This window comes from Desulfosarcina sp., from assembly GCF_055467485.1.
This window is the reverse complement of sequence record NZ_JBUOIV010000001.1, coordinates 232,532-251,846: the sequence shown is the minus strand read 5'-3', so window position 1 is coordinate 251,846 and position 19,315 is coordinate 232,532. Positions and strand designations below refer to the sequence as shown.

Here is a 19,315-nt window from a genome sequence, read left to right as displayed (position 1 = left end):
CGATGGCTGCTGCACCGTTCAGGATGCCGGAGGCCAGTCCTGCGGCCATCGTTTCCGGCCGCTTCAATCTCCGCTTGACCACGAAGCCCTGACGCAGCATCAGGGCCAGCATAAAAATGATCACCGCCACCGCCATTTTCATGGGAGCAGGTGAGACGTTCCCGAGCATCCAGACCCCCACCGGCGTCCCCGCAACCACCCCTGCAAGCAGCCACGCCAGTTTCGGCCAGTCTACCAGTCGCCAGATGCCCGGCAGCAGGAAGAGGCTCCAGAAGCAACACCACCGGAACCACCTGTGCCGGGGCCAAAAAAAGCGACAGGGCCGCTACCGTGATCATGGAAAAGCCGAATCCACCGTATCCACGCACATAGCCGGCCGCCATCACCGTAGCGGAAAAGAAGAGCATCAGCGCGATCGATTCGTTCATGCGGGGCCGTTCATGTTGGGCCTTGACGGCAAACCGGGGAAGTTGCTATTCAATGAGATGTTATAAATTACACGATGGTGAATTATCATTCACCATCGGTTATTGTCAATTCAAATGTCTCTGATCACCGGGATTGGTCATAGTTAGGAATATAGTCAATGGTTAGCGCGGACCGAAAAGCATGGGAACAGGAACAGCGCAAAAAGCGCATCGTGGATATGGCCGAGGCGGTATTCTTTCAATGGGGATACGACGGTGCGACCCTGCCGGCCATCGCCGAGGCTGCCGGATATAACAAGCGCACCCTCTATCTCTATTTCAAAGACAAGGAAGATATATTCCTGGCAGTGGTGCTGAGAGGCCTGGAAGGCCTGCATGGGGCACTCAAACGGTCGGTCGCGCGGACGGAGCCGAAAAGCAGCGGCCTGCGAGAACTGGCTGCCGCTTTTTTCGATTATTCCATTGACCACCCGCAATATCTGGACCTGATCATGGCTTACGAAAGCCGCTACTTTGTTTACCATGACCGCACCGCCTCCATGGACCCGGAGAGTCACCTGGAGCGGTGCCAGCAGGTATCAGACGACATGGCCCACTTGGTGACCGCAGCCATCGAAACGGGGATGGCCGGCGGCGGGGTGAAGAGCGACCTGACCGCCCGTCAACTCATGCTGATCCTCTGGGGCCAGATCGTCGGGGTCATGAAAATCCTGCGAATGCGTGAAAAAAACTTCGAGGAAGCCTTCGGCATCAGCCGGCGGGTGCTCTTCGATCGATTCGTGGGCATGGTCGAGCGCGCCCTGGCCCGCTGACGCCGCCCGCGTGCGTTTAGATCAACTTCTTGATGATATCCGACAGGGTCCGGATACCTTTTTCGATCTGCCCGCTCCAGGGATAGCCGCAGCTGATTCGGATACAGTTGCGATAACGGCCCGTGGTGGAGCAGATGATGCCGGGAAAAATCGATATCTTTTTCTTGCGCGCCTCCTGAAATACTTTCAACCCATCCACCTTTTTATCCAGCTCCACCCACAAGGTGAGCCCCCCTTGGGGAGCGGTGATCCGCGTGCCCTCCGGAAAGGTCCGGGCAATGGCCAGGGCCGTGTTGGAAATCTGGTTCTTCAGAGCCGAACGCAAGCGGCGCAGGTGGCGGTCGAAGGCATTGGTTTTTAAAAATTGGGCCACCACCTGCTGGTTCAACGTCGGCGAGGCGATGGTGCTGTTCATCTTGAGGCGTTTAACCCGGTCGGCAAAGCGCCCCGGCAGGGCCCACCCCACCCGAAGTCCCGGCGAGAGGGTCTTGGAAAACGACGCGCAGTGAAGCACCAGTCCTTTACGATCCATGGCTTTCAAGGTCGTTGGGCGTGCCTTGCCGAAATAGAGTTCGCCGTGGATGTTGTCCTCGATGATAGGGATAGCCTTTTCGCCTGTCATCTTCACCAGCGCCTTCTTCTTCTCCTGAGGCATCTCGAAGCCTAAAGGGTTGTGATAGTTCGGCACCAGCAGGCAAGCCGCTACCGCATTTTTCTGCAGCGCCCGTTCCAGCTGGTTTAAGTCGATGCCGGTCCGTGGGTCCGTGGGTATTTCCAGGGCAAACTTGTTCTGGTCCTCGATGATCTGCAGAAACCAGGGATAGGTGGGCGATTCCACCACCACCGTTTCCCCGGGATTGCCGACGGCTTGCAGGCAGAGACTCACTGCCTCGATGCATCCGCTGGTGATAACCATCTCATCCGCAACGGACTGACGGGCCTGGCCGAGCATGCGCTTGGCGATCTGACGTTTCAACTCGGGGTTTCCATATGGGTTTTCATAGCGCATCAGGCTGCGCTTCATCGCCTCCATGGTTTCTGCACGCATACAGCGGGTCAGCTGCTTGAAGGGCAGCAGCTCCGGCATCACCACCGATCCTCCCAGCTGGAGAAAATCCGGATTGCTCATATCCTCCACGATCGAATAGGCCAGGGAGTTCATGGTGACCTTTTTGGGCACAGGGCGCAGTTTCTGCACTTCCGGGGACGGCAGGATCCGGTCCAGAAGCGGTTTAACGTAGTAGCCTGATTTTTGCCTCGGAACCACGACACCGCGCTTTTCCAGCTCGATGTAAGCCTGGTAGACGGTGGTGATGCTCAGCCCGGTCTGGCCATGCAACTTTCTCAACGACGGCATCTTTTCGCCCGATCGATAGACGCCCTCTCTGATTTTTCCTTCCAGATCATCGGCCAGCCGGGCATACCTGAATCCTGAAGCCGCGCTATTCGTCATGGGAGCAACCTCACTTCTGTTATTAAAATATTATTGAATTTCTGTGTCTGTTATTGCTTATCGGATCTGTTAGGCTAATACAAGACTTGATTATGCCGCCGGAGGTAACGCATGGAAAACCTGTCGGTCAGGACCGGGATTAGGATGAGGGGGCTTCGTTTTCTGTTGACACCCGAAGATTCGTCTGCCTCATCTTCAGGTGTTGCCCCGCCATTTGCCGCCGCCCCATGGAATGCGTTCAAGACCCTGTTCTGGTTGGTTTTCAGTGTGTTGGCAGCCTTAATGGTCGGGCAATTGTGAACCGCAATGGCGAGGGAACCGAAAATAGACATTCATCCCTATGGTGCTGCGAAGCACTGCCGTTACCGGCAGCCCCCCCGCGGCTTACCGAGGGGAGGCTTCAGTAACGGGGGCGATTCATTATGATCGATGAGATGCGAAGAGGTGCGCTGGCCAACCTGCCGGTGGGCGCCAGCGTGGCCGCATACGGCAGTGTCCTGGGCATGCTGGCCGCCCAGAAAGGCCTCACCTGGCTTCAGCTGCTGGCGATGAACCTGTCCGTTTTCGCCGGCTCCGCGCAGTTCGTCATGGTGGAGATGTGGGCACCGCCCCTGCCCGTGGTGGAAATAATCCTGGCCGTGTTGATCATCAACATGCGCTACCTGCTCATCGGCGCCTCGCTGAACCCGCTGTTCCAGGGTAAATCCCTGGCCCAAAAGGCCGCAATCATGCACCTGGTCGCCGACGAGAACTGGGCGGTCACCATGGCAGCCTATCGCCATGGCGGCGCCACCACCGGCTTTCTGCTGGGCGGCGGCATCTGCCTGTGCAGCGTCTGGTCCATGGGCACCCTGCTGGGCCATCAACTGGGAGCTTTAGTGGCCCGGCCGGAGCGGTTTGCCCTGGACTTCGCCTTCGTAGCGGTATTTACCGCCCTTACCGTGAGCATGTGGCGGGGAAAGTCGGATATCGTGCCGTGGATAGCGGCTGCCCTGCTGGCGGTGGTCGCCGAGCGATGGCTGCCCGGCAAATGGTACATCGTCATCGGCGGCATCGGCGGTGCTTTGATTCCCGCCCTTCAAACCACCTTCAAGTCGAAAAAGGAGGCTCTCCCGCAATCGCCGGATACAACCCCTCATAGGCTGATTACGGAGAAGAATAGATGACACTTGTCCCACCCTCCGATCTGACCATCGCCATGGCCATTGCCGGAGCCGCCCTGGCCACTTACAGCCTGCGGCTGGGAGGCCTGTTGCTGGCGGAGCGCCTGCCCAAAAACGGCGGGTTCAAGCGCTTCATGGAAACGCTGCCCGGTACGATCCTGCTCGCCCTGGTGGCGCCGGGAATTTTTTCCGCCGGCATGCTCGGTGCCGTTGCCGCCCTGGCCACCGCCCTGTGCGCCTGGAAAACCAAGAACCTCCTGCTGGCCATGATTGTCGGCATGGTTATTGTGGCAGCTGGAAGGCTGTTCCTCAAACTCGCTTAACCCTTGTGGTTGGCCTCTTTTTATTCAAAATGGCCAGACATAATCATTTTCAACCGCTATCAGCGATTGCATGATTTACAGCGCCGACATGCATTGTTGAGGTGTCTTACCGCGATGCTCCGCCCAATACGTGCTGACAGTTGACAAAAAAAAGCACCTGTGGTCTTTTGAATATCGATCGGCAGGGGTTTATCTCTCTTCACCACAACCGACATGATCTGCCTTCGTACGTCACCCAGCGTTTCTCTGCAATACCGTAAACATGCCTATACAGGCATTGAAAATAGGCTTTTGGTTTTTACCCGACAACCTGCAAGGAGGATTGAACCATGAAGCGATTTAAGCCCGTCGTAGGATTATTAGGAATCATCGCAGTCCTGGCATGCCTGGTTTTCGCGGGCTGCGCCGGTCCCAAACCCAAACCTGGAGAAGTCTTTCCCTGCGCAGCAGACAGCAAGATAGAAAAAACCGTCGCCCCGGAAGCGGAGCTGGTCGACTTCTCATGCATCCTGAAAAAATGGGAGGGAAGCGACACCCTGCATTTTAATGTCACCGTAAAGAATATCAGCGACCAGCCCCAACGCTACCGGGTGAACATCTTCCTGGACAACGGAAAGGCGGTGGGCGGGCTCATTCCGCAAACGACCAAGAAAGGTCTGGTCGAACCCGGACAAACCGAATCGTTTGAATATCCAGTCAGCGGAATGGCTTGCGGGCCCAAATCGATCGTGCTGATGGTCAAGACCATGAGTCAATAGCATCTGAAAACGACAAGGGAGGTTATTGAAATGAAACGCATGAGCTTTGCACTACTGTTTTTTTTCATCACCGGCTTAATGGCATCGCCGGTCCTGGCCAAAACCACTTTCATCAGCATCGGCACCGGGGGTACCGGCGGGATTTACTATCCCTATGGCGGCGGCGTTGCTGAAATCTGGTCCAAGTATGTCAAGGACGTCAAGGCGGTGGCCGAGGTGACCGGCGCCAGCGTGGAAAACGTCAAGCTGGCCCACAAGGGCGAAACGGTCATCGGTGAAGTCATGGGCGATGTGGCCGTGGCCGGATTCAATGGGCTGAGCAAATTCAACGGCAAGAAACATGACATCCTCTCCATGGCCATCATGTACCCTAACCTGCTGCAGATTGTCAGTCTGAAAAACAGCGGCATCACCGACATCACCCAGGTGAAAGGCCGCAGTATCAGCACGGGAAGTCCGGGAAGCGGCACCAACTTCATGGCCGAAGCGGTGCTCAAGGCACTGGATATCTCCCCCGACAGCTACAAGGACAGCCGCCTCTCCTTCACTGAAAACGCCAATGCCCTGCGTGACGGCACCATCGATGTCGGCGTATGGTCGGTGGGGCCCGGCACCAGCAGCATCCTGGACTTGGCCACCACCCATGAGATCAACATGATCGGTTTTACGCCGGAACAGACCCAGCAAATTCTGGCGGCCAACGAAACTTACTCGGCTGTTGAACTGGCCGGCGGGGTCTATCGCGGCATCGATCAGCCGGTGCCCACCATCGGGGTGTGGAACGTGATGATCTGCCAGGCTTCATTGGACACGGAGATGGTCTACAACCTGGTCAAGGCCCTTTTCGAACACAACGACTACCTGCAGAAGATCCATCCCTCGGCGGCCTACACCACACCGGAAAATGCGGTAAAATACTCACAGATCCCGCTGCACCCGGGGACGATCAAATACCTGGAGGAAAAGGGCATCGCCGTGCCGGACAATCTGCGGCCCTGATACCCATGACGGCCAGGCCGGTGAAGCGGATCGCCACGGCCGCCATCGGCCTGGCACTACTGATGGTCGCCGGTGGATTGGTTATGCCCGGCGGGCTGGAGCTTCGTATCACCCCGGTCAAAGGGGCCCCCCCCCTGCTGGTGCTGCCCCTGGACCCCGGCGAGCGCTTTACGATTCACTACTATCATTCGGTGGAAAACGCCCCGATCTGGGAGACCCACAGCCTGGACCCGTCGGGGCGCCTTTTCATTGAGGAAGAGCGGTACCTGAAGTTCGGTGCGGGCATGGGGAAAATGCCGGGCGTCGGGCGCATGGTCACCCGCGGACCCTACGAGGTGATCGAAGACATGCATATGCCCACCGGTGATTTTGTCCTGCGCATCGGCAGCATCGGTGTGGACCACACCGTCATCTGGCGCGGCACCCGCACCAACCTCAGCGCAATGGCGCCGCATGTGGCGGTGCAGTTTTCCGCCAGGCGCGTGTCCTTGTTGGTCCGCTTGTGGACACATGTTTTTCCACACGATGCAACCCCGTCGATCGACAAACCAGTAAATGGTCAACCGAAAAAGCGGCAATCAATGGGAAAGAAAGCATAAGCGTTTATATGACCAATACCGATCCAACACAAACCAACAGCAGGACCTCACCGCTGGTGAGCCTCACCGCCAAGATCGTCATGGTGGTGGCGGTGAGCCTGAGTCTCTACCAGCTCTACACAGCCGGGATTGCCGCGCTTACGGCCCTGGTCCAGCGATCCATACACCTGGGGGCCATTCTGACATTGACCTTTCTGCTCAAACCCCCGTTTGCCAGCGCCCGCAAGGATCGGTTCAATTTCTGGGTGGTCCTGGACTGGTTCCTTGTGGCGGCATCGATCTATTGTACGGCCTACATTTGCATCAACCTCACCGACATTTTCGAGCGTCAGGGAGACTGGCTGCCGGCTGACCTGGTGGTCGGCATCGTCGGTACCCTGCTAGTATTGGAAGCCTGCCGGCGGGTCATCGGTGTGATCATGACCGGCATCTGTGTCACAGCCATGCTCTACGCCTATTTCGGGCCGTACATGCCCGAACTGATCATCCACAAAGGCTACTCCATCGAACGGATCACCACCACCCTGTGGCTGACCACCGAAGGCATTTTCGGTCTGCCCATCGGTGTGGCCGCCACCTTTGTCTTCGTTTTTGTGCTGTTCGGCGCCTTCCTGGAATCCACCGGCGGCGGCAATTTTTTCATCGAACTGGCCTATGCCCTCACCGGCCGGTTTTCCGGCGGTCCGGCCAAAACCTCGGTGGTGGCCTCCGGTTTCATGGGATCGGTGTCTGGATCTGCCGTGGGCAACGTGGTGGCCACGGGCTCCTTTACCATTCCGATGATGAAAAAAGTCGGCTATCGGCCTCATGTGGCCGGAGCCATTGAAGCGGCCGCCTCCACCGGCGGTCAGCTCATGCCGCCCATCATGGGCGCCGGCGCTTTCCTCATGGCCGAATTCACCAACACCAGCTACCTGACCATCATCAAAGTGGCCCTGGTGCCGGCGATCATGTACTACGTGACCGTGCTTTTTTTCGTCCATTACGAAGCTAAAAAGTTTGGCCTGGAAGGCCAGCCCAAAGAGAGCCTGCCCCGGGTGGGCAAAGTGGTCAAAGAGGGGCTGCATTTCATCATTCCCGTGGCGATTCTTATCTACGTCCTGGTAAACAACTACTCGCCCATGATGGCCGGTTTCGTTGCCGTGATCAGCACGCTGGCTGCCAGCCTTGCCGCCAATGCCGTTCGCTGGGCCGCAGCACCGAAAGTAATGGAGTCGGGAAAAAAACGACCTTCCGCCGCTGCATTTGGCTTTGATGAATTGAAAAGTATTGTAAAGGCACTGGAAAAAGGGGCAAAGAGCGCCATCATGGTCTCTGTGGCCTGCGCCGCCGCCGGCATTATCGTGGGCATGGTCACGCTGACCGGCATGGGCTTGAAATTTTCAAGCCTGGTGTTGGATCTGAGCTACGGGATCGAATTGTTAGCCATCCTGCTCATCGGCGCAGCATCCCTGGTTCTGGGCATGGGGTTGCCGGTCACGGCTAGCTACATCGTTCTGGCCACCCTGGCCGGGCCGGCCCTGCTGGACATGGGCGTTCCGCTATTGGTCAGCCACATGATCGTTTTCTGGTACTCCCAGGACGCCAACGTGACCCCACCGGTGAGCCTGGCCAGTTTCGCCGGCGCCGGGGTGGCCGGCGCCAACCCCATGCGCACGGCCTTTACCTCGTGGAAACTGGCCAAGGGACTCTACATCATTCCCATCATCATGGCCTACCGCCCCCTGCTGGGCATGGGCGCCAACTACGAACTGCTTCACTGGCAGGTGGTGCTGACCATGGCCGCCACCATGCTGGGGCTCATCGCTTTCGCTTCGGCCATCGAGCGCTATTTCATCCGTCGGGCCACTTGGCCGGAGACAATCCTGTTCTGGATCGCCGCCGCCGGCCTTTTCTGGCCCGAGTACTGGGCCGATGGGATAGGTGTGGTCGCTTTCGCAGCCGCCATCGCCCTGCAGAAAATGTCGGGCCCTGCCGCTTAGCGGAAAAATGGGCTATCTCTTGCGTGTAAAATTCCCTCTTGATTTTCAGTCAGGCTTAATCTACCTCGGACTATTCAATTCTTTTTTTTTCGACCGGTTTGTGCATCCGTGCTCGAAAAGTGACGGATTCGTTCAGTCCACAGCCACCGGAAGGGGGAGCGCATGGGCGGATTGTTTGGCGTCGTTTCTACGGCTGACTGCGTTGCCGATCTCTACTACGGCACCGATTACCACTCCCATTTGGGTACTCGCCGCGGCGGCATGGCCGTGTGCAACAGCAAGGGAATCCAGCGGGCCATCCACAATATCGAAAACAGTTATTTCAGGACCAAGTTCGAAGGGGACCTGAACCGCTTCCACGGAAATTTTGGCATCGGCGTGATCAGCGACACCGATCCCCAGCCGCTGATCGTTGGCTCACACATGGGTACCTTCGGCATTGTCACCGTGGGCAAAATCAACAACCAGGAGGCGCTGGTCAATCGGGCCTTCAAGCGCAAAAGCTACTTTTCCGACACCACGGCCGGCGAGGTACACCCCACCGAAGTGGTGGCCATGCTCATCTGCGAGGCCGACAGCTATGCCGATGGCATCAAAAACGCACAGGAGGCCATCCACGGTTCATGTTCGATGCTGCTGCTCACCGACCAGGGCATCTTTGCCGCCCGCGACCGGCTGGGGCGGACCCCCCTGACCATCGGATGCCGCGACGGCGCCTTTGCCGTCAGTTCCGAAACCTGCGCCTTTCCCAACCTGGGCTACGATGTGGATCACTGCCTGGGTCCCGGCGAAGTGATCCGGATCTGCCCGGACGGCTGGGAGCAGAAGGCTCCCCCCGGGGAATCCATGCAGGTCTGCGCGTTCCTGTGGGTCTACTACGGATATCCGGCCTCGGAATACGAGGGCATCAACGTGGAGGACGTGCGCAACCGCTGCGGCGCAGCCCTGGCCGAAAACGACGATACGCCCGTGGATTTCGTAGGCGGCATCCCGGACTCGGGCATCGGCCACGGCATCGGTTACGCCAACCAACGCGGTCTGCCCTATCGGCGGCCCTTCGTCAAATACACCCCCACCTGGCCGCGCAGCTTCATGCCCCAAAACCAGAAGATGCGCGATCTGGTGGCCCGGATGAAGCTGATCCCCGTCCGCCAACTCATCGACGGCCAGCGTATTCTCTTTTGCGAAGATTCCATCGTAAGGGGCACCCAGTTGCGCGATAATGTGCAGGTGCTGTTCGAATACGGCGCCAGGGAAGTTCATATGCGGCCGGCCTGCCCCTGCCTGATCCACCCCTGCGAGTTCCTCAACTTCTCCACTTCGCGCTCCACACTTGACCTGGCCGGCCGCAAGGCGATCAATCAATTGGAAGGAGCAGAGGATCGGCACCTGGTTGAATACGCCCGTCACGGATCGGAGAAAAACCTGGCCATGATCGACCGCATAAGGGAGCAGCTGCACCTGACCACCTTGAAATACCAGCGCATGGATGACCTGGTGGCAGCCATCGGCCTGCCCAAGGAGCGCTTGTGCACCCATTGCTGGGATGGAAGCAGTTATAGCTGATTCTTTATCGTGAAGGAGCAGGATCGGCCTTCATTCATTCGACACTGAAACGCAAAGCCACGGTGTTCGCCTACGACGGCTGCCGACCACTTTTCATCTGCGAAAATAGCTTTAAAAACTTTGGGGCTTTCTGCCCTCACCCTGTTGGGAGATAAAAAAAATTTCATGACCTGAATAGCCAAAAAAGAAGTATCTGCCATTATTCCGGGTAGTGATGACCCATGTATTGCAACCTGAGCAACCACACAGCCCATCCCAACATCTTATATTGTCGTGCAAAACTGATATGCTACAGATAGTTACACCGAGCGGCAGTTGTTTACTCGTTACCCGCGGATGATACCATTGGCGTTCTCCTCAACCTTTCCGCAATGAATCAGCTTATCGTGTGTTCTGATATTGAGGTGGGTCAAAGGAAAGAATATTTTGAAAATCAAAAATAGTCCGATAGAAAAAAACAACATTCGATTCTACTATTACATTGGTTCTATTTCAGCGATTCTCTTTCTCGTGACCCAAAAGGACATGATCCCATTTTATTGCTGTGGCTGTTTCTTGCCTCAAATTCTATCAACGCACGTATCAATCCTGCCACTCGAAGAAAAAGTTTAAACGTTGGCTCAATATATAGTCAAACGTTACCCTGTTTATTTACTTTCGAACCCATCTCTTTGGATGTAAGAAGCCCCGTTTTTCGCGATAGATCTTTCCCCTATCGCTTTTATCGAAGCTGCCGCGCTTGCCATGTCTGAAGTTCCCCGTTCGTTGGAAAAATCAGCATTGACTTGATATACCGATTGGTATATTAAAGTTTTCCATGAAATCCGCCACGCAATCCCGATCCGGACGCACCCGGCAATTGATCATCGAATCCGCCGCGCCCATCTTCAACAAAAAAGGCTACGCCGGAACCTCCATGTCCGACCTGACCACGGCCACGGGTCTGACCAAGGGCAGCATTTACGGCAACTTCAAGGACAAGGATGACGTGGCCGTGCATGCCTTCCAGCACAACATCGACCTGATCTTCGATTTCTTTTCCAAGGAAATCAAGGCCGCCGGTTCGACCTTGGACAAGCTGCTGGCCTACCCCCGCGGCTTCCGCAAAGTCTACCGCATGATCCTCTCCTACGGCGGCTGCCCCATTCTCAACACCGCCGTGGAAGCCGACGACACCCACGCCGTTCTGCGAAAGATGGCCGTGGATGTGCTGGCCAAATGGAAAAAAAGCATCACCTCCCTGATCGAAAAGGGACAATCCGAAGGGGTCATCGATGTGGCCACCCATGCGCAAAACATGGCGGAAATCCTCATCGCCGTCATGGAGGGGGGCAGCGTTCTGTCCAAGGTCACCGGTGAGGAATCATACATGCGCAACGCCATCGACACCGCCGAAAAAATGATTGCCGACATGCGGCTGACCAAATAGTCGGCAATACATACCAATCGGTATAAAAACTTACTCAAGGAGACGATCATGACCGATGTCTACAAGCAACTGGCCAATCATCTGGACAACCTGCCGGCGGGCTACCCCAGCACCGACTCCGGTGTTGAACTGCGGATTTTAAAGCGCCTGTTTACCCCCGAAGAGGCCGAGGTCGCCGTGACCCTGACCATGATGCCCGAACCGGTGGCGGGGATTGCTGAACGCACCGGCAGGGATGCGGCAGCGTTGGCCGAAACGCTGGCGGAGATGTCCCGAAAGGGGCTGATTTTTCGGTTATCCAAAGGCGGCAACACCCTTTACAGCGCCGCCCAATTCGTGGTGGGCATCTGGGAGTACCATCTCAACAGCCTGGACGAAGGCCTGATCCGCGATGTCAACGAATACATGCCGGCCCTGCTGAAAAAGGGCTGGCTCGACGTCAAGACCAAGCAGATGCGGGTCGTACCGGTGTCGAAAAGCATCTCCGCCGGCATGGCGGTGACGCCCTATGAAGCGGCCGAGGAGATCATCAACAAACAATCCAAGATCGTGGTCTCCCCATGCATCTGCCGCAAAGAACAGAAGATGGTGGGCAAGGGCTGCGACAAACCCGAAGAGGTGTGCCTGGCCTTTGGCGCCGGCGCCTACTACTACGAACAAAATGGTCTGGGCCGATCCATCGACAAGGCCGAGGCTTTGGAGATACTCAAGGCCGGTGTCGACGCCGGCCTGGTGCTCCAGCCGGGAAACCAGCAGAAACCCTTGAACATCTGCATGTGCTGCGGCTGCTGCTGCGGCATTCTCAAAAACATGAAGACCCTGGACAAACCAGCCCAGATGGTCCACACCAATTACTACGCCCAGGTGGACGAAGAGCTGTGCACGGCCTGTGAAGCCTGCGTGGAACGGTGCCAGATGGACGCCATCACCGTCGATGACGCGGCGCGGGTCAACCTGGATCGCTGCATCGGCTGCGGCCTGTGCGTCACGGACTGCCCCACCGAGGCCATCACACTCGAGCAGAAAGACGAGGAGAACCGATATCTGCCGCCGAAGAATGTATTCGAAACCTATATGAACATCGCCCAGGAACGCGGGCTGATGTAGGGAGACGGTCATGACCCGATGGCATAAAACCGGCTGCGTGCTGTGCGCCCAGAATTGCGGGCTGGAAGTCCAGGTGGCCGACAACCGCATGGTCAAGGTACGCCCGGACAAGTCCAATCCCAGGAGTCGGGGCTATGCCTGCCGCAAAGGGCTCAATGTGGCCCATCACCAGCACCACGCCGACCGGCTGACCCACCCGCTCAAACGCACCGCCACCGGATTCGAGCGAATCTCCTGGGATCAGGCCATCGCGGAAATTGCCCGGAAGCTCGGTCGAGTGGTCAAAGAAAACGGGCCTCGGTCCTATGCCTACATGGGCGGCGGGGGCCAGGGGTGCCACTTCGAGGCGGCGTTCGGCCGTACACTGATGAAGTTGCTGGGCTCGCAGTACCACTACAATGCCGTGGCCCAGGAATTGACCGGCTATTTCTGGGCCTGCGGCCGCCACACCGGCCGGCAGACCGATTTTCACATTCCCGATGAGGCCAACGCCGACATGCTGCTGGCTGTGGGCTGGAACGGCATGGAGAGCCACCAGATGCCCCGGGCACCCCTGGTGCTCAAGGCGTTTTCCACGAGCCCGGACAAGCTGCTGGTGGTGATCGACCCCCGGCGGTCCAAAACAGCAGGCCTTGCCGACATCCACCTCCCCGTCAGGCCGGGAACCGATGCCCTGATGGTGCGGGCCATGATCGCCATCATCTTGGACAACGGCTGGGAAAACCGGGATTACATCGATCGCTGCACCACCGGCTTCGAGCAGATCCGCCCCTGGTTCGAAGGGTTCGACATCGAGGCGGCCTTGGGCGTCTGCGGACTCGAGGTTCAGCCCGTGGTGGATCTGTGCCGCGAGCTGGGGCAGCGCCGCTGGTGCCTGCACACCGACCTGGGCATCTACATGAACCGGCACAGCACCCTGGCATCCTGCCTTTACAATGTGCTGCTGGCCGTGTGCGGACGCCTGTGCGTGCCCGGCGGCAACGTCATCCCGGGCAAGTTCATGCCCATCGGTGCCCACACCGATGAGCGGGATCCAAAACACTGGCGTACCGTGGCCACCGATTTCCCCATCCTCATGGGCTACTCGCCGCCCAATGTGCTGCCCGAGGAGATCCTGGCCGACCATCCGGACCGCACCCGTGCCGTGATCGTCTGCGCCAGCAATCCCCTGCGTTCCTATGCGGACACGACCGCCTATGAAAAAGCCTTCGAGCGCCTTGACCTGCTCGTTACCATCGAACTGGCCATGACCGAGACGGCCAGGCTTTCCCACTATGTATTGCCGGCCCGCTCCGGCTACGAGTCCTGGGACGGCACCTTCTTCACCTGGACCTGGCCGGAAATTTACTTCCAGATGCGCCGGCCGCTCATCGAACCCGAGGGCGAGCCCCTCGAGTGCGGAGAGATCTTCACGCGCATCGCCGACGCCATGGGGTTGATTCCCACGCTTCCCGAGGCCCTGTACCGGCTTGCCCAAAAGGATCGTTTCGCCTTTGCCGTTGAACTGTTGACCCTGGCCCGGTCCACCCCCCGCTTGATGAAAGCCATCCCGTTCATCCTGTCCAAGACCCTCGGCCCGGCGCTGGGCTCCGGCAACCTGGCCGCCCTGTGGGGGCTGCTCTTCACCGCACCGGGAAAGTTGAGAAAGGACGCTCTGCGGGCCGGGTTTGCCATGGACGGCTGGGGAGAGGCGATACGCTCGGCCCCGGGCAAACTTCCGTCCGTATTCACATCGATGGCCAGAAACCGCAGCCTGGCGCCCCTGGCCGGCCTGCACCCCCGTGCAGAATACGGGGAAAAGCTGTTCCGGGCCGTCATGGACCACCCCGAGGGCCTGTGGCTGGGCAAATCGGATGCCGCGGCCAATATGTCCGCCATCCGGACACCGAGCGGCAGGATTGACCTGCACATCCCTGAAATGGACGCATGGATTGCCGAGCTCACCCCCGAAAAAGAAGCCGCGGCGCTGGCCCCCGATCCCGACTTCCCCCTGATTCTCATGGCCGGCCGCCATGTCCGCACCAATGCCAACACCTTGATGCGCAATCCCGAATGGAATCGGGGACGTCGAACCTGCACCCTGGCCATGCATGCCGATGATGCGGCGGCGCTGAAGCTTGCCGACGGCCAGACGGTGGCGGTCGTCACCGCCGCCGGCCGGGAGACCATCGAACTGGAAGTCTCTTCCAGGGCAAGGGTCGGCCATGTGGTCATGCCCCACGGTTTCGGCCTCGATTACCAGGGAACGGTCACCGGCGCCAATGTGAACCGGCTGACCAAAAATACGAACCGCGACCCCCTGGCCGCCACGCCGCTTCACCGGTATGTACGTTGCCGGGTGGAGGGAGAAGACAATGAAAATTCTGAAACGAATTTTAGGCATTTGTGAAACACCCATGGCTGCCGACGGTATGGCCTGGTCATATGAAAACGGGCAGCTGCGGATCGATTTGTCCCGCATGCCGGAGCTCAAAGCCCCCGGAAGCGGTGTGCGCCTGGAAGGCAAGGGTCTCGACCCCCGTTTGCTGGTCCTGCATGGGGACGATGGACAGTACCACGCCATCGCCAACCGCTGCACCCACATGGGCCGACGCATCGACACCATCGCCGGCAGCAACACCATCCAGTGCTGCAGCGTTTCCAAGTCGACCTTTACCTACGACGGCAAGCCGGTTGGCGGTGCGGCGAAAAAACCGGTCAAAACCTATCCGGTGGCACAGGATGGCGAGACACTTGTCATTGCCCTATCAAATTAGGAATGACCGGTTTTCCAACGACAACTGAACCGTAAACACCCCTCAACCCAGCCCTCTCCACTATATGGGAGAGGGCGACGGGTAACGGTGAACCATCCCTTTTTTTGCTCAAGGCGATGCCAACGTCCCCTCGCCCCTTTGGGGAGAGGGACAGGGTGAGGGGAATTTTTTAGGAGATCAAGATGACCTCAAGCCCTTTGTTTAAATCGAGCACCATCAACAACATGCAACTGCCCAACCGCTTCGTTCGCTCGGCCACCTGGGAGGGCATGGCCACGGCCGACGGCCAGGTGACCCCTAAACTCGTGGATACCATGACGGCCCTGGCCCAGGGCGGCGTGGGTCTGATCATCTCCGGCCACGCCTATGTTGACCGGATCGGCCAGGCCAGCCCTTGGCAGCTGGGCATCTATGACGACAGCCTGATCGACGGCCTGCGGTCCATGACCGACGCCGTCCACGCGGCCGGCGGTAAAATTGTGGCCCAGTTGGCCCACGCCGGCCACTTTGCTTTAGAGAAGGCGATCGGTACGGCACCCGTGGTCGTCTCGAATTTCGAGGGGCTGGCCCAGACGCAACGGACCGAACTGTCCGTGGCCGACATCCAACGTCTGAAGATCGCCTATGTCGCGGCCGCCCGACGGGCCCGATCTGCCGGCTTCGACGGCATTGAGCTGCACAGCGCCCACGGCTACCTGTTCAGCCAGTTCCTCTCCCCCTGGTTCAACCGTCGCACCGATGCTTATGGCGGTTCGCTGGACAACCGCGTGCGCATTCACGTGGAAACGATTCAAGCCATTCGCGAAGCGGTGGGCGCCGACTATCCGATCCTGGTGAAGATGAACGGCGAGGATTTCGCGGAAGGCGGGCTGACCGTGGCCGACAGCATCGAAGCTGCCCGGCAGATGGTGGCCGCCGGCCTGGATGCCGTCGAACTGAGCGGCGGCCTGCTCACCGGCGGCAAGCGCTCCCCCAGCCGGCCCAACATCAATACGGAAGACAAAGAAGCCTATTTCAAGGATGCCGCCCAGGCCTTTAAAAGCGAGGTGGACATCCCGCTGATCCTGGTGGGCGGTATCCGTTCTCTGGATGTGGCCGAAAGGTTGCTGGACGCGGGAACGGCCGATTATTTCGCCATGTCCCGGCCCCTGATTCGCGAGCCGGGCCTGATCAAGCGCTGGCAAGCCGGCGACCGCACACGGGCGTGCTGCCTGTCGGACAACCTGTGCTTCCGGCCCGGCCTGACCGGCAAGGGGATTTACTGCGTGACGGAGGAAAGGGAGAACCAGTCAAGCTCCTAACGTAAAAGCACCCCGTCTCGGCCGATAGCGTCGTTTGACTCGATCTTGGTCAAACTGAAATGTTTTGAGTGCCTCAGGAGAAAAGCCGAATTGATTGCCTTCTCGGTAAACTTTCCTTTTGGATTTGACCTTCAAGCGGTTGTTTCAGAACCGTGTTTGACCATAAATGGTGGATCGTGGTTCAGATCAAGGCCGCAACCTTTTGGAATTCGCAGGCGTAGCAGTGCCACATCGAGCATAGCGCTGAAGCTTCACTGCGTGCTCCGAAAGGCGGGAACGACATCGGAGCCGTAAGATTCCGTTTGAAAACAGATACTATTTTTCTACGCCTGCCAGGCACAGATACTTCATCTCCAGATATTCATCCATACCGTATTTCGACCCCTCCCGGCCGATGCCCGACTGTTTGACACCGCCGAAGGGCGCCACCGCGGTGGAGATCAGGCCGGTGTTGATGCCCACCATGCCGTATTCCAGGTCTTCGGCGACGCGGAAAATGCGGCCCATGTCGCGGGCATAGAAATAAGCCGCCAGGCCGTAGACGGTGTTGTTGGCCATATGCACGGCATCGGCCTCGTCGCCGAAGCGGATCAGCGGCGCCACCGGACCGAAAGTCTCGTTGACGGCCACGCTCATGTCGGCATTCACGTTGGTCAGCACGGTAGGCTGGAAAAAAGTGCCGCCCAGGGCATGGGGCCTCCCGCCGGTAAGCAGGGTCGCGCCGCTTGCCAGCGCATCTTCGATGTGGCGGGAAACCTTGTCCAGGGCAGCCTGGTCGATGAGCGGCCCCTGCTGCACGCCGGGCTCCAGGCCGTTGCCCACCTTGAGCTTTTCAACGGCGTCCACCAGGCGGCTGGCGAATTCATCGTAGACGCCCTCCTGGACGAAGAGGCGGTTGGCGCACACGCAGGTCTGTCCCGAGTTGCGGTATTTTGAAATCATGGCCCCTTCAACGGCCTTGTCCAGGTCGGCGTCGTCGAAGATGATAAACGGTGCGTTGCCGCCCAGCTCCAGAGATATTTTCTTGATGTTTTCGGCGCACTCGGCCATGAGTTGGCGGCCCACCTCGGTTGAACCGGTGAAGCTGAGCTTGCGTACCGTTGGATTACTGGTTAGCTCTCTGCCGATTACGCCGGCGGAGCCGGTCACCACATTGAGAACACCGGCGGGAATCTGCGCCCGGCGGGCCAGTTCGGCCAGGGCCAGGGCAGTAAGGGGCGTCTGGCTGGCCGGTTTGACAACCATGGTGCAACCGGCAGCCAGGGCCGGGGCCGCCTTGCGGGTGATCATGGCTGCCGGGAAATTCCAGGGAGTCACGGCTGCACAGACACCGATCGGCTGGCGGATCACCAGGATGCGCTGGTCTGTGCTGGCGGAAGGAATCGTATCGCCGTAAACCCGCTTGGCCTCTTCGGCAAACCATTGAACGAATGATGCCGCATAGGCGATTTCGCCTTTGGCCTCGGCCAGCGGTTTGCCCTGTTCGCTGGTGAGAATGACGGCCAGGTCCTCCTGATGGGCCATCATCAGGTCGTACCATTTCATCAGGGTTGCCGAGCGATCCTTGGCCGTCATCCGGCGCCATCCGGCAAAGGCCTTGTCAGCGGCCGTGATGGCCTCGCGGGTCTCTGCGGCCGACAAAGACGGCACGTGGCCCACGGTGCTGCCGTCGGCCGGATTGGTCACGGCGATGGTGCTGCCCGATCCGGCATCGATCCACCGGCCGTCCACCCACGCGTTTTGACGCAGCAGGTTCTTATCCTTGAGCGTTTTCATCGTTTTATGGCTCCTTTCTACAAAGAGCGACGTGCTAATCAGGACATAACCGACGTAAGATAACCGACTGGGTCCGGATTGCAAGTTAAAAGAAACTCGGTCCGGCGCGTCTGCAAAGGTGCCCTATTTGAGGAAAAACCCCTTCTTCTCTAGAAAAGCCTTCATGTGGGGCCGGATCACCCGACCCATGAGCGCGGCCATCTGGTGGGTCCAGGTCTCATCTTTCAGGTTGCTGTTGCGGTTGAGAAAGTAGTGGTTGGTGGTCCGGTCGTATTCGCCGAGCACGGCTGAATCGTGTACTTCCGGATAGCGGTCATCGTACAGGACCGCCGCCACCGGCAACCGGGGTTTGGGCGGCGGGTCGTGGGCCGGCCAGCCCAGGCACATGCCGAATACCGGATAGGCCTGGTCGGGGATTTCCAGCAGGTCGCACACCGTCTGGGGGTCGTTGCGGATGCCGCCGATGTATACGCCCCCCATGCCCAGCGATTCGGCGGCGATCATCACATTCTGGGCCAGCAGGGCTGCGTCGACAGTGGCGGTGACAAACTGCTCGGCCCAGCCCTTTTCCATGGTCGTTGCCTGCACGTCGCAGGCGGCCTCAAGCCGGTTGAGGTCGGCGCAGAAAACCAGGAACACCGGGGCCATCGCCACCCAGACCTGCGGACCGGCCAGCGTGGCGATGGCCTGTCGTTTGGCCTGGTCCCGCACCCGGATAATCGTGTAGGCCTGGACAAAATGAGACGTGGCCGCACACTGGGCGGCCGCGATGATGGCGGACAGGGTTTGATCGTCCACCCGCCGGTCCGTGAATTTGCGGATCGATCGGTGGGATTTGAGCAGGTCGATAGTCGGGTTCATGG

The 19,315-nt window shown here is 58.7% G+C and carries 18 protein-coding genes; 14 read left to right on the top strand and 4 right to left on the bottom strand.

Annotated elements, in window-relative coordinates; translation table 11 throughout:
• On the bottom strand, window positions 1–256 hold a 256-nt coding region (locus ACZCED_RS01165), incomplete at its 3' end, for a TSUP family transporter (protein ID WP_464860032.1).
• Window positions 257–586: 330 nt separating this feature from the next.
• On the opposite strand from ACZCED_RS01165, the gene ACZCED_RS01160 reads away from it, so the two are divergent.
• A complete protein-coding gene (locus tag ACZCED_RS01160; protein WP_464860028.1) occupies window positions 587–1,240 on the top strand; it encodes a TetR/AcrR family transcriptional regulator in 654 nt (217 codons plus the stop codon).
• Between the two features lie 16 nt (window positions 1,241–1,256).
• Here the strand turns inward: ACZCED_RS01160 and ACZCED_RS01155 are convergent, their stop codons facing one another.
• Window positions 1,257–2,693: an aminotransferase-like domain-containing protein gene (locus tag ACZCED_RS01155; protein ID WP_462970641.1), complete on the bottom strand. Its 1,437-nt coding sequence runs from the start codon at window positions 2,691–2,693 to the stop codon at window positions 1,257–1,259.
• A 111-nt stretch (window positions 2,694–2,804) separates the two neighbouring features.
• Here ACZCED_RS01155 and ACZCED_RS01150 point away from each other — a divergent pair, with 111 nt between their 5' ends.
• The 13 genes from ACZCED_RS01150 to ACZCED_RS01090 all read left to right on the top strand — a co-directional run bounded on the left by ACZCED_RS01150 (window position 2,805) and on the right by ACZCED_RS01090 (window position 16,676).
• On the top strand, window positions 2,805–2,993 hold the full coding sequence (locus ACZCED_RS01150; RefSeq protein WP_462970642.1) for a hypothetical protein: 189 nt from the start codon (window positions 2,805–2,807) through the stop codon (window positions 2,991–2,993).
• A 122-nt stretch (window positions 2,994–3,115) separates the two neighbouring features.
• Entirely contained in the window at window positions 3,116–3,859 is a 744-nt protein-coding gene (locus ACZCED_RS01145) for an AzlC family ABC transporter permease (RefSeq protein WP_462970643.1), read from the top strand.
• Window positions 3,856–4,179, top strand: coding sequence for an AzlD family protein (locus ACZCED_RS01140; RefSeq protein WP_464860027.1), 324 nt, complete (start codon window positions 3,856–3,858; stop codon window positions 4,177–4,179). Before ACZCED_RS01145 ends, ACZCED_RS01140 begins: the two co-directional genes overlap by 4 nt.
• Window positions 4,180–4,508: 329 nt before the next feature.
• Window positions 4,509–4,937: a hypothetical protein gene (locus tag ACZCED_RS01135; protein WP_462970645.1), complete on the top strand. Its 429-nt coding sequence runs from the start codon at window positions 4,509–4,511 to the stop codon at window positions 4,935–4,937.
• A gap of 30 nt (window positions 4,938–4,967) precedes the next feature.
• Window positions 4,968–5,936, top strand: a complete 969-nt coding sequence (locus tag ACZCED_RS01130; RefSeq protein ID WP_462970646.1) for a TAXI family TRAP transporter solute-binding subunit — start codon at window positions 4,968–4,970, stop codon at window positions 5,934–5,936.
• Between the two features lie 5 nt (window positions 5,937–5,941).
• Entirely contained in the window at window positions 5,942–6,535 is a 594-nt protein-coding gene (locus ACZCED_RS01125) for a DUF1850 domain-containing protein (RefSeq protein WP_464860026.1), read from the top strand.
• An 8-nt stretch (window positions 6,536–6,543) separates the two neighbouring features.
• The gene (locus ACZCED_RS01120; protein ID WP_464860025.1) at window positions 6,544–8,517 is read left to right on the top strand and encodes a TRAP transporter permease; all 1,974 of its coding nucleotides are present in this window, start codon (window positions 6,544–6,546) and stop codon (window positions 8,515–8,517) included.
• 162 nt (window positions 8,518–8,679) lie between these two features.
• Window positions 8,680–10,083, top strand: a complete 1,404-nt coding sequence (locus ACZCED_RS01115) for an amidophosphoribosyltransferase (RefSeq protein WP_464860024.1) — start codon at window positions 8,680–8,682, stop codon at window positions 10,081–10,083.
• Window positions 10,084–10,900: 817 nt separating this feature from the next.
• Window positions 10,901–11,512 carry a TetR/AcrR family transcriptional regulator gene (locus ACZCED_RS01110; RefSeq protein WP_464860023.1) on the top strand — a complete coding sequence of 204 codons (612 nt, stop codon included), beginning with the start codon at window positions 10,901–10,903 and terminating at the stop codon, window positions 11,510–11,512.
• A gap of 48 nt (window positions 11,513–11,560) precedes the next feature.
• The gene (locus ACZCED_RS01105; RefSeq protein ID WP_464860022.1) at window positions 11,561–12,619 is read left to right on the top strand and encodes a 4Fe-4S binding protein; all 1,059 of its coding nucleotides are present in this window, start codon (window positions 11,561–11,563) and stop codon (window positions 12,617–12,619) included.
• Window positions 12,620–12,629: 10 nt separating this feature from the next.
• On the top strand, window positions 12,630–15,008 hold the full coding sequence (locus tag ACZCED_RS01100) for a molybdopterin-dependent oxidoreductase (RefSeq protein ID WP_464860021.1): 2,379 nt from the start codon (window positions 12,630–12,632) through the stop codon (window positions 15,006–15,008).
• A complete protein-coding gene (locus ACZCED_RS01095) occupies window positions 14,974–15,375 on the top strand; it encodes a QcrA and Rieske domain-containing protein (RefSeq protein ID WP_462968423.1) in 402 nt (133 codons plus the stop codon). The genes ACZCED_RS01100 and ACZCED_RS01095 overlap by 35 nt, the downstream gene beginning before the upstream one ends.
• Before the next feature lie 182 nt (window positions 15,376–15,557).
• Window positions 15,558–16,676, top strand: coding sequence for an NADH:flavin oxidoreductase (locus tag ACZCED_RS01090; protein ID WP_462968424.1), 1,119 nt, complete (start codon window positions 15,558–15,560; stop codon window positions 16,674–16,676).
• Window positions 16,677–16,991: 315 nt separating this feature from the next.
• On the opposite strand, the gene gabD is transcribed toward ACZCED_RS01090, so the two are convergent.
• Complete coding sequence (gabD, locus tag ACZCED_RS01085; protein WP_464860020.1) at window positions 16,992–18,452, bottom strand: NADP-dependent succinate-semialdehyde dehydrogenase; 1,461 nt, start codon at window positions 18,450–18,452, stop codon at window positions 16,992–16,994.
• 123 nt (window positions 18,453–18,575) lie between these two features.
• On the bottom strand, window positions 18,576–19,313 hold the full coding sequence (gene nfsA / locus ACZCED_RS01080; protein ID WP_462968426.1) for an oxygen-insensitive NADPH nitroreductase: 738 nt from the start codon (window positions 19,311–19,313) through the stop codon (window positions 18,576–18,578).
• Window positions 19,314–19,315: the final 2 nt, after the last annotated feature.

What these genes read in the sequence shown, in the direction of transcription:
- ACZCED_RS01160 (WP_464860028.1), top strand. Translation starts at nt 587, where the DNA reads ATGGTTAGCGCGGACCGAAAAGCATGGGAACAGGAACAGCGCAAAAAG.
- ACZCED_RS01155 (WP_462970641.1), bottom strand. Translation starts at nt 2,693, where the DNA reads ATGACGAATAGCGCGGCTTCAGGATTCAGGTATGCCCGGCTGGCCGAT.
- ACZCED_RS01150 (WP_462970642.1), top strand. Translation starts at nt 2,805, where the DNA reads ATGGAAAACCTGTCGGTCAGGACCGGGATTAGGATGAGGGGGCTTCGT.
- ACZCED_RS01145 (WP_462970643.1), top strand. Translation starts at nt 3,116, where the DNA reads ATGATCGATGAGATGCGAAGAGGTGCGCTGGCCAACCTGCCGGTGGGC.
- ACZCED_RS01140 (WP_464860027.1), top strand. Translation starts at nt 3,856, where the DNA reads ATGACACTTGTCCCACCCTCCGATCTGACCATCGCCATGGCCATTGCC.
- ACZCED_RS01135 (WP_462970645.1), top strand. Translation starts at nt 4,509, where the DNA reads ATGAAGCGATTTAAGCCCGTCGTAGGATTATTAGGAATCATCGCAGTC.
- ACZCED_RS01130 (WP_462970646.1), top strand. Translation starts at nt 4,968, where the DNA reads ATGAAACGCATGAGCTTTGCACTACTGTTTTTTTTCATCACCGGCTTA.
- ACZCED_RS01125 (WP_464860026.1), top strand. Translation starts at nt 5,942, where the DNA reads ATGACGGCCAGGCCGGTGAAGCGGATCGCCACGGCCGCCATCGGCCTG.
- ACZCED_RS01120 (WP_464860025.1), top strand. Translation starts at nt 6,544, where the DNA reads ATGACCAATACCGATCCAACACAAACCAACAGCAGGACCTCACCGCTG.
- ACZCED_RS01115 (WP_464860024.1), top strand. Translation starts at nt 8,680, where the DNA reads ATGGGCGGATTGTTTGGCGTCGTTTCTACGGCTGACTGCGTTGCCGAT.
- ACZCED_RS01110 (WP_464860023.1), top strand. Translation starts at nt 10,901, where the DNA reads ATGAAATCCGCCACGCAATCCCGATCCGGACGCACCCGGCAATTGATC.
- ACZCED_RS01105 (WP_464860022.1), top strand. Translation starts at nt 11,561, where the DNA reads ATGACCGATGTCTACAAGCAACTGGCCAATCATCTGGACAACCTGCCG.
- ACZCED_RS01100 (WP_464860021.1), top strand. Translation starts at nt 12,630, where the DNA reads ATGACCCGATGGCATAAAACCGGCTGCGTGCTGTGCGCCCAGAATTGC.
- ACZCED_RS01095 (WP_462968423.1), top strand. Translation starts at nt 14,974, where the DNA reads ATGAAAATTCTGAAACGAATTTTAGGCATTTGTGAAACACCCATGGCT.
- ACZCED_RS01090 (WP_462968424.1), top strand. Translation starts at nt 15,558, where the DNA reads ATGACCTCAAGCCCTTTGTTTAAATCGAGCACCATCAACAACATGCAA.
- gabD (WP_464860020.1), bottom strand. Translation starts at nt 18,452, where the DNA reads ATGAAAACGCTCAAGGATAAGAACCTGCTGCGTCAAAACGCGTGGGTG.
- nfsA (WP_462968426.1), bottom strand. Translation starts at nt 19,313, where the DNA reads ATGAACCCGACTATCGACCTGCTCAAATCCCACCGATCGATCCGCAAA.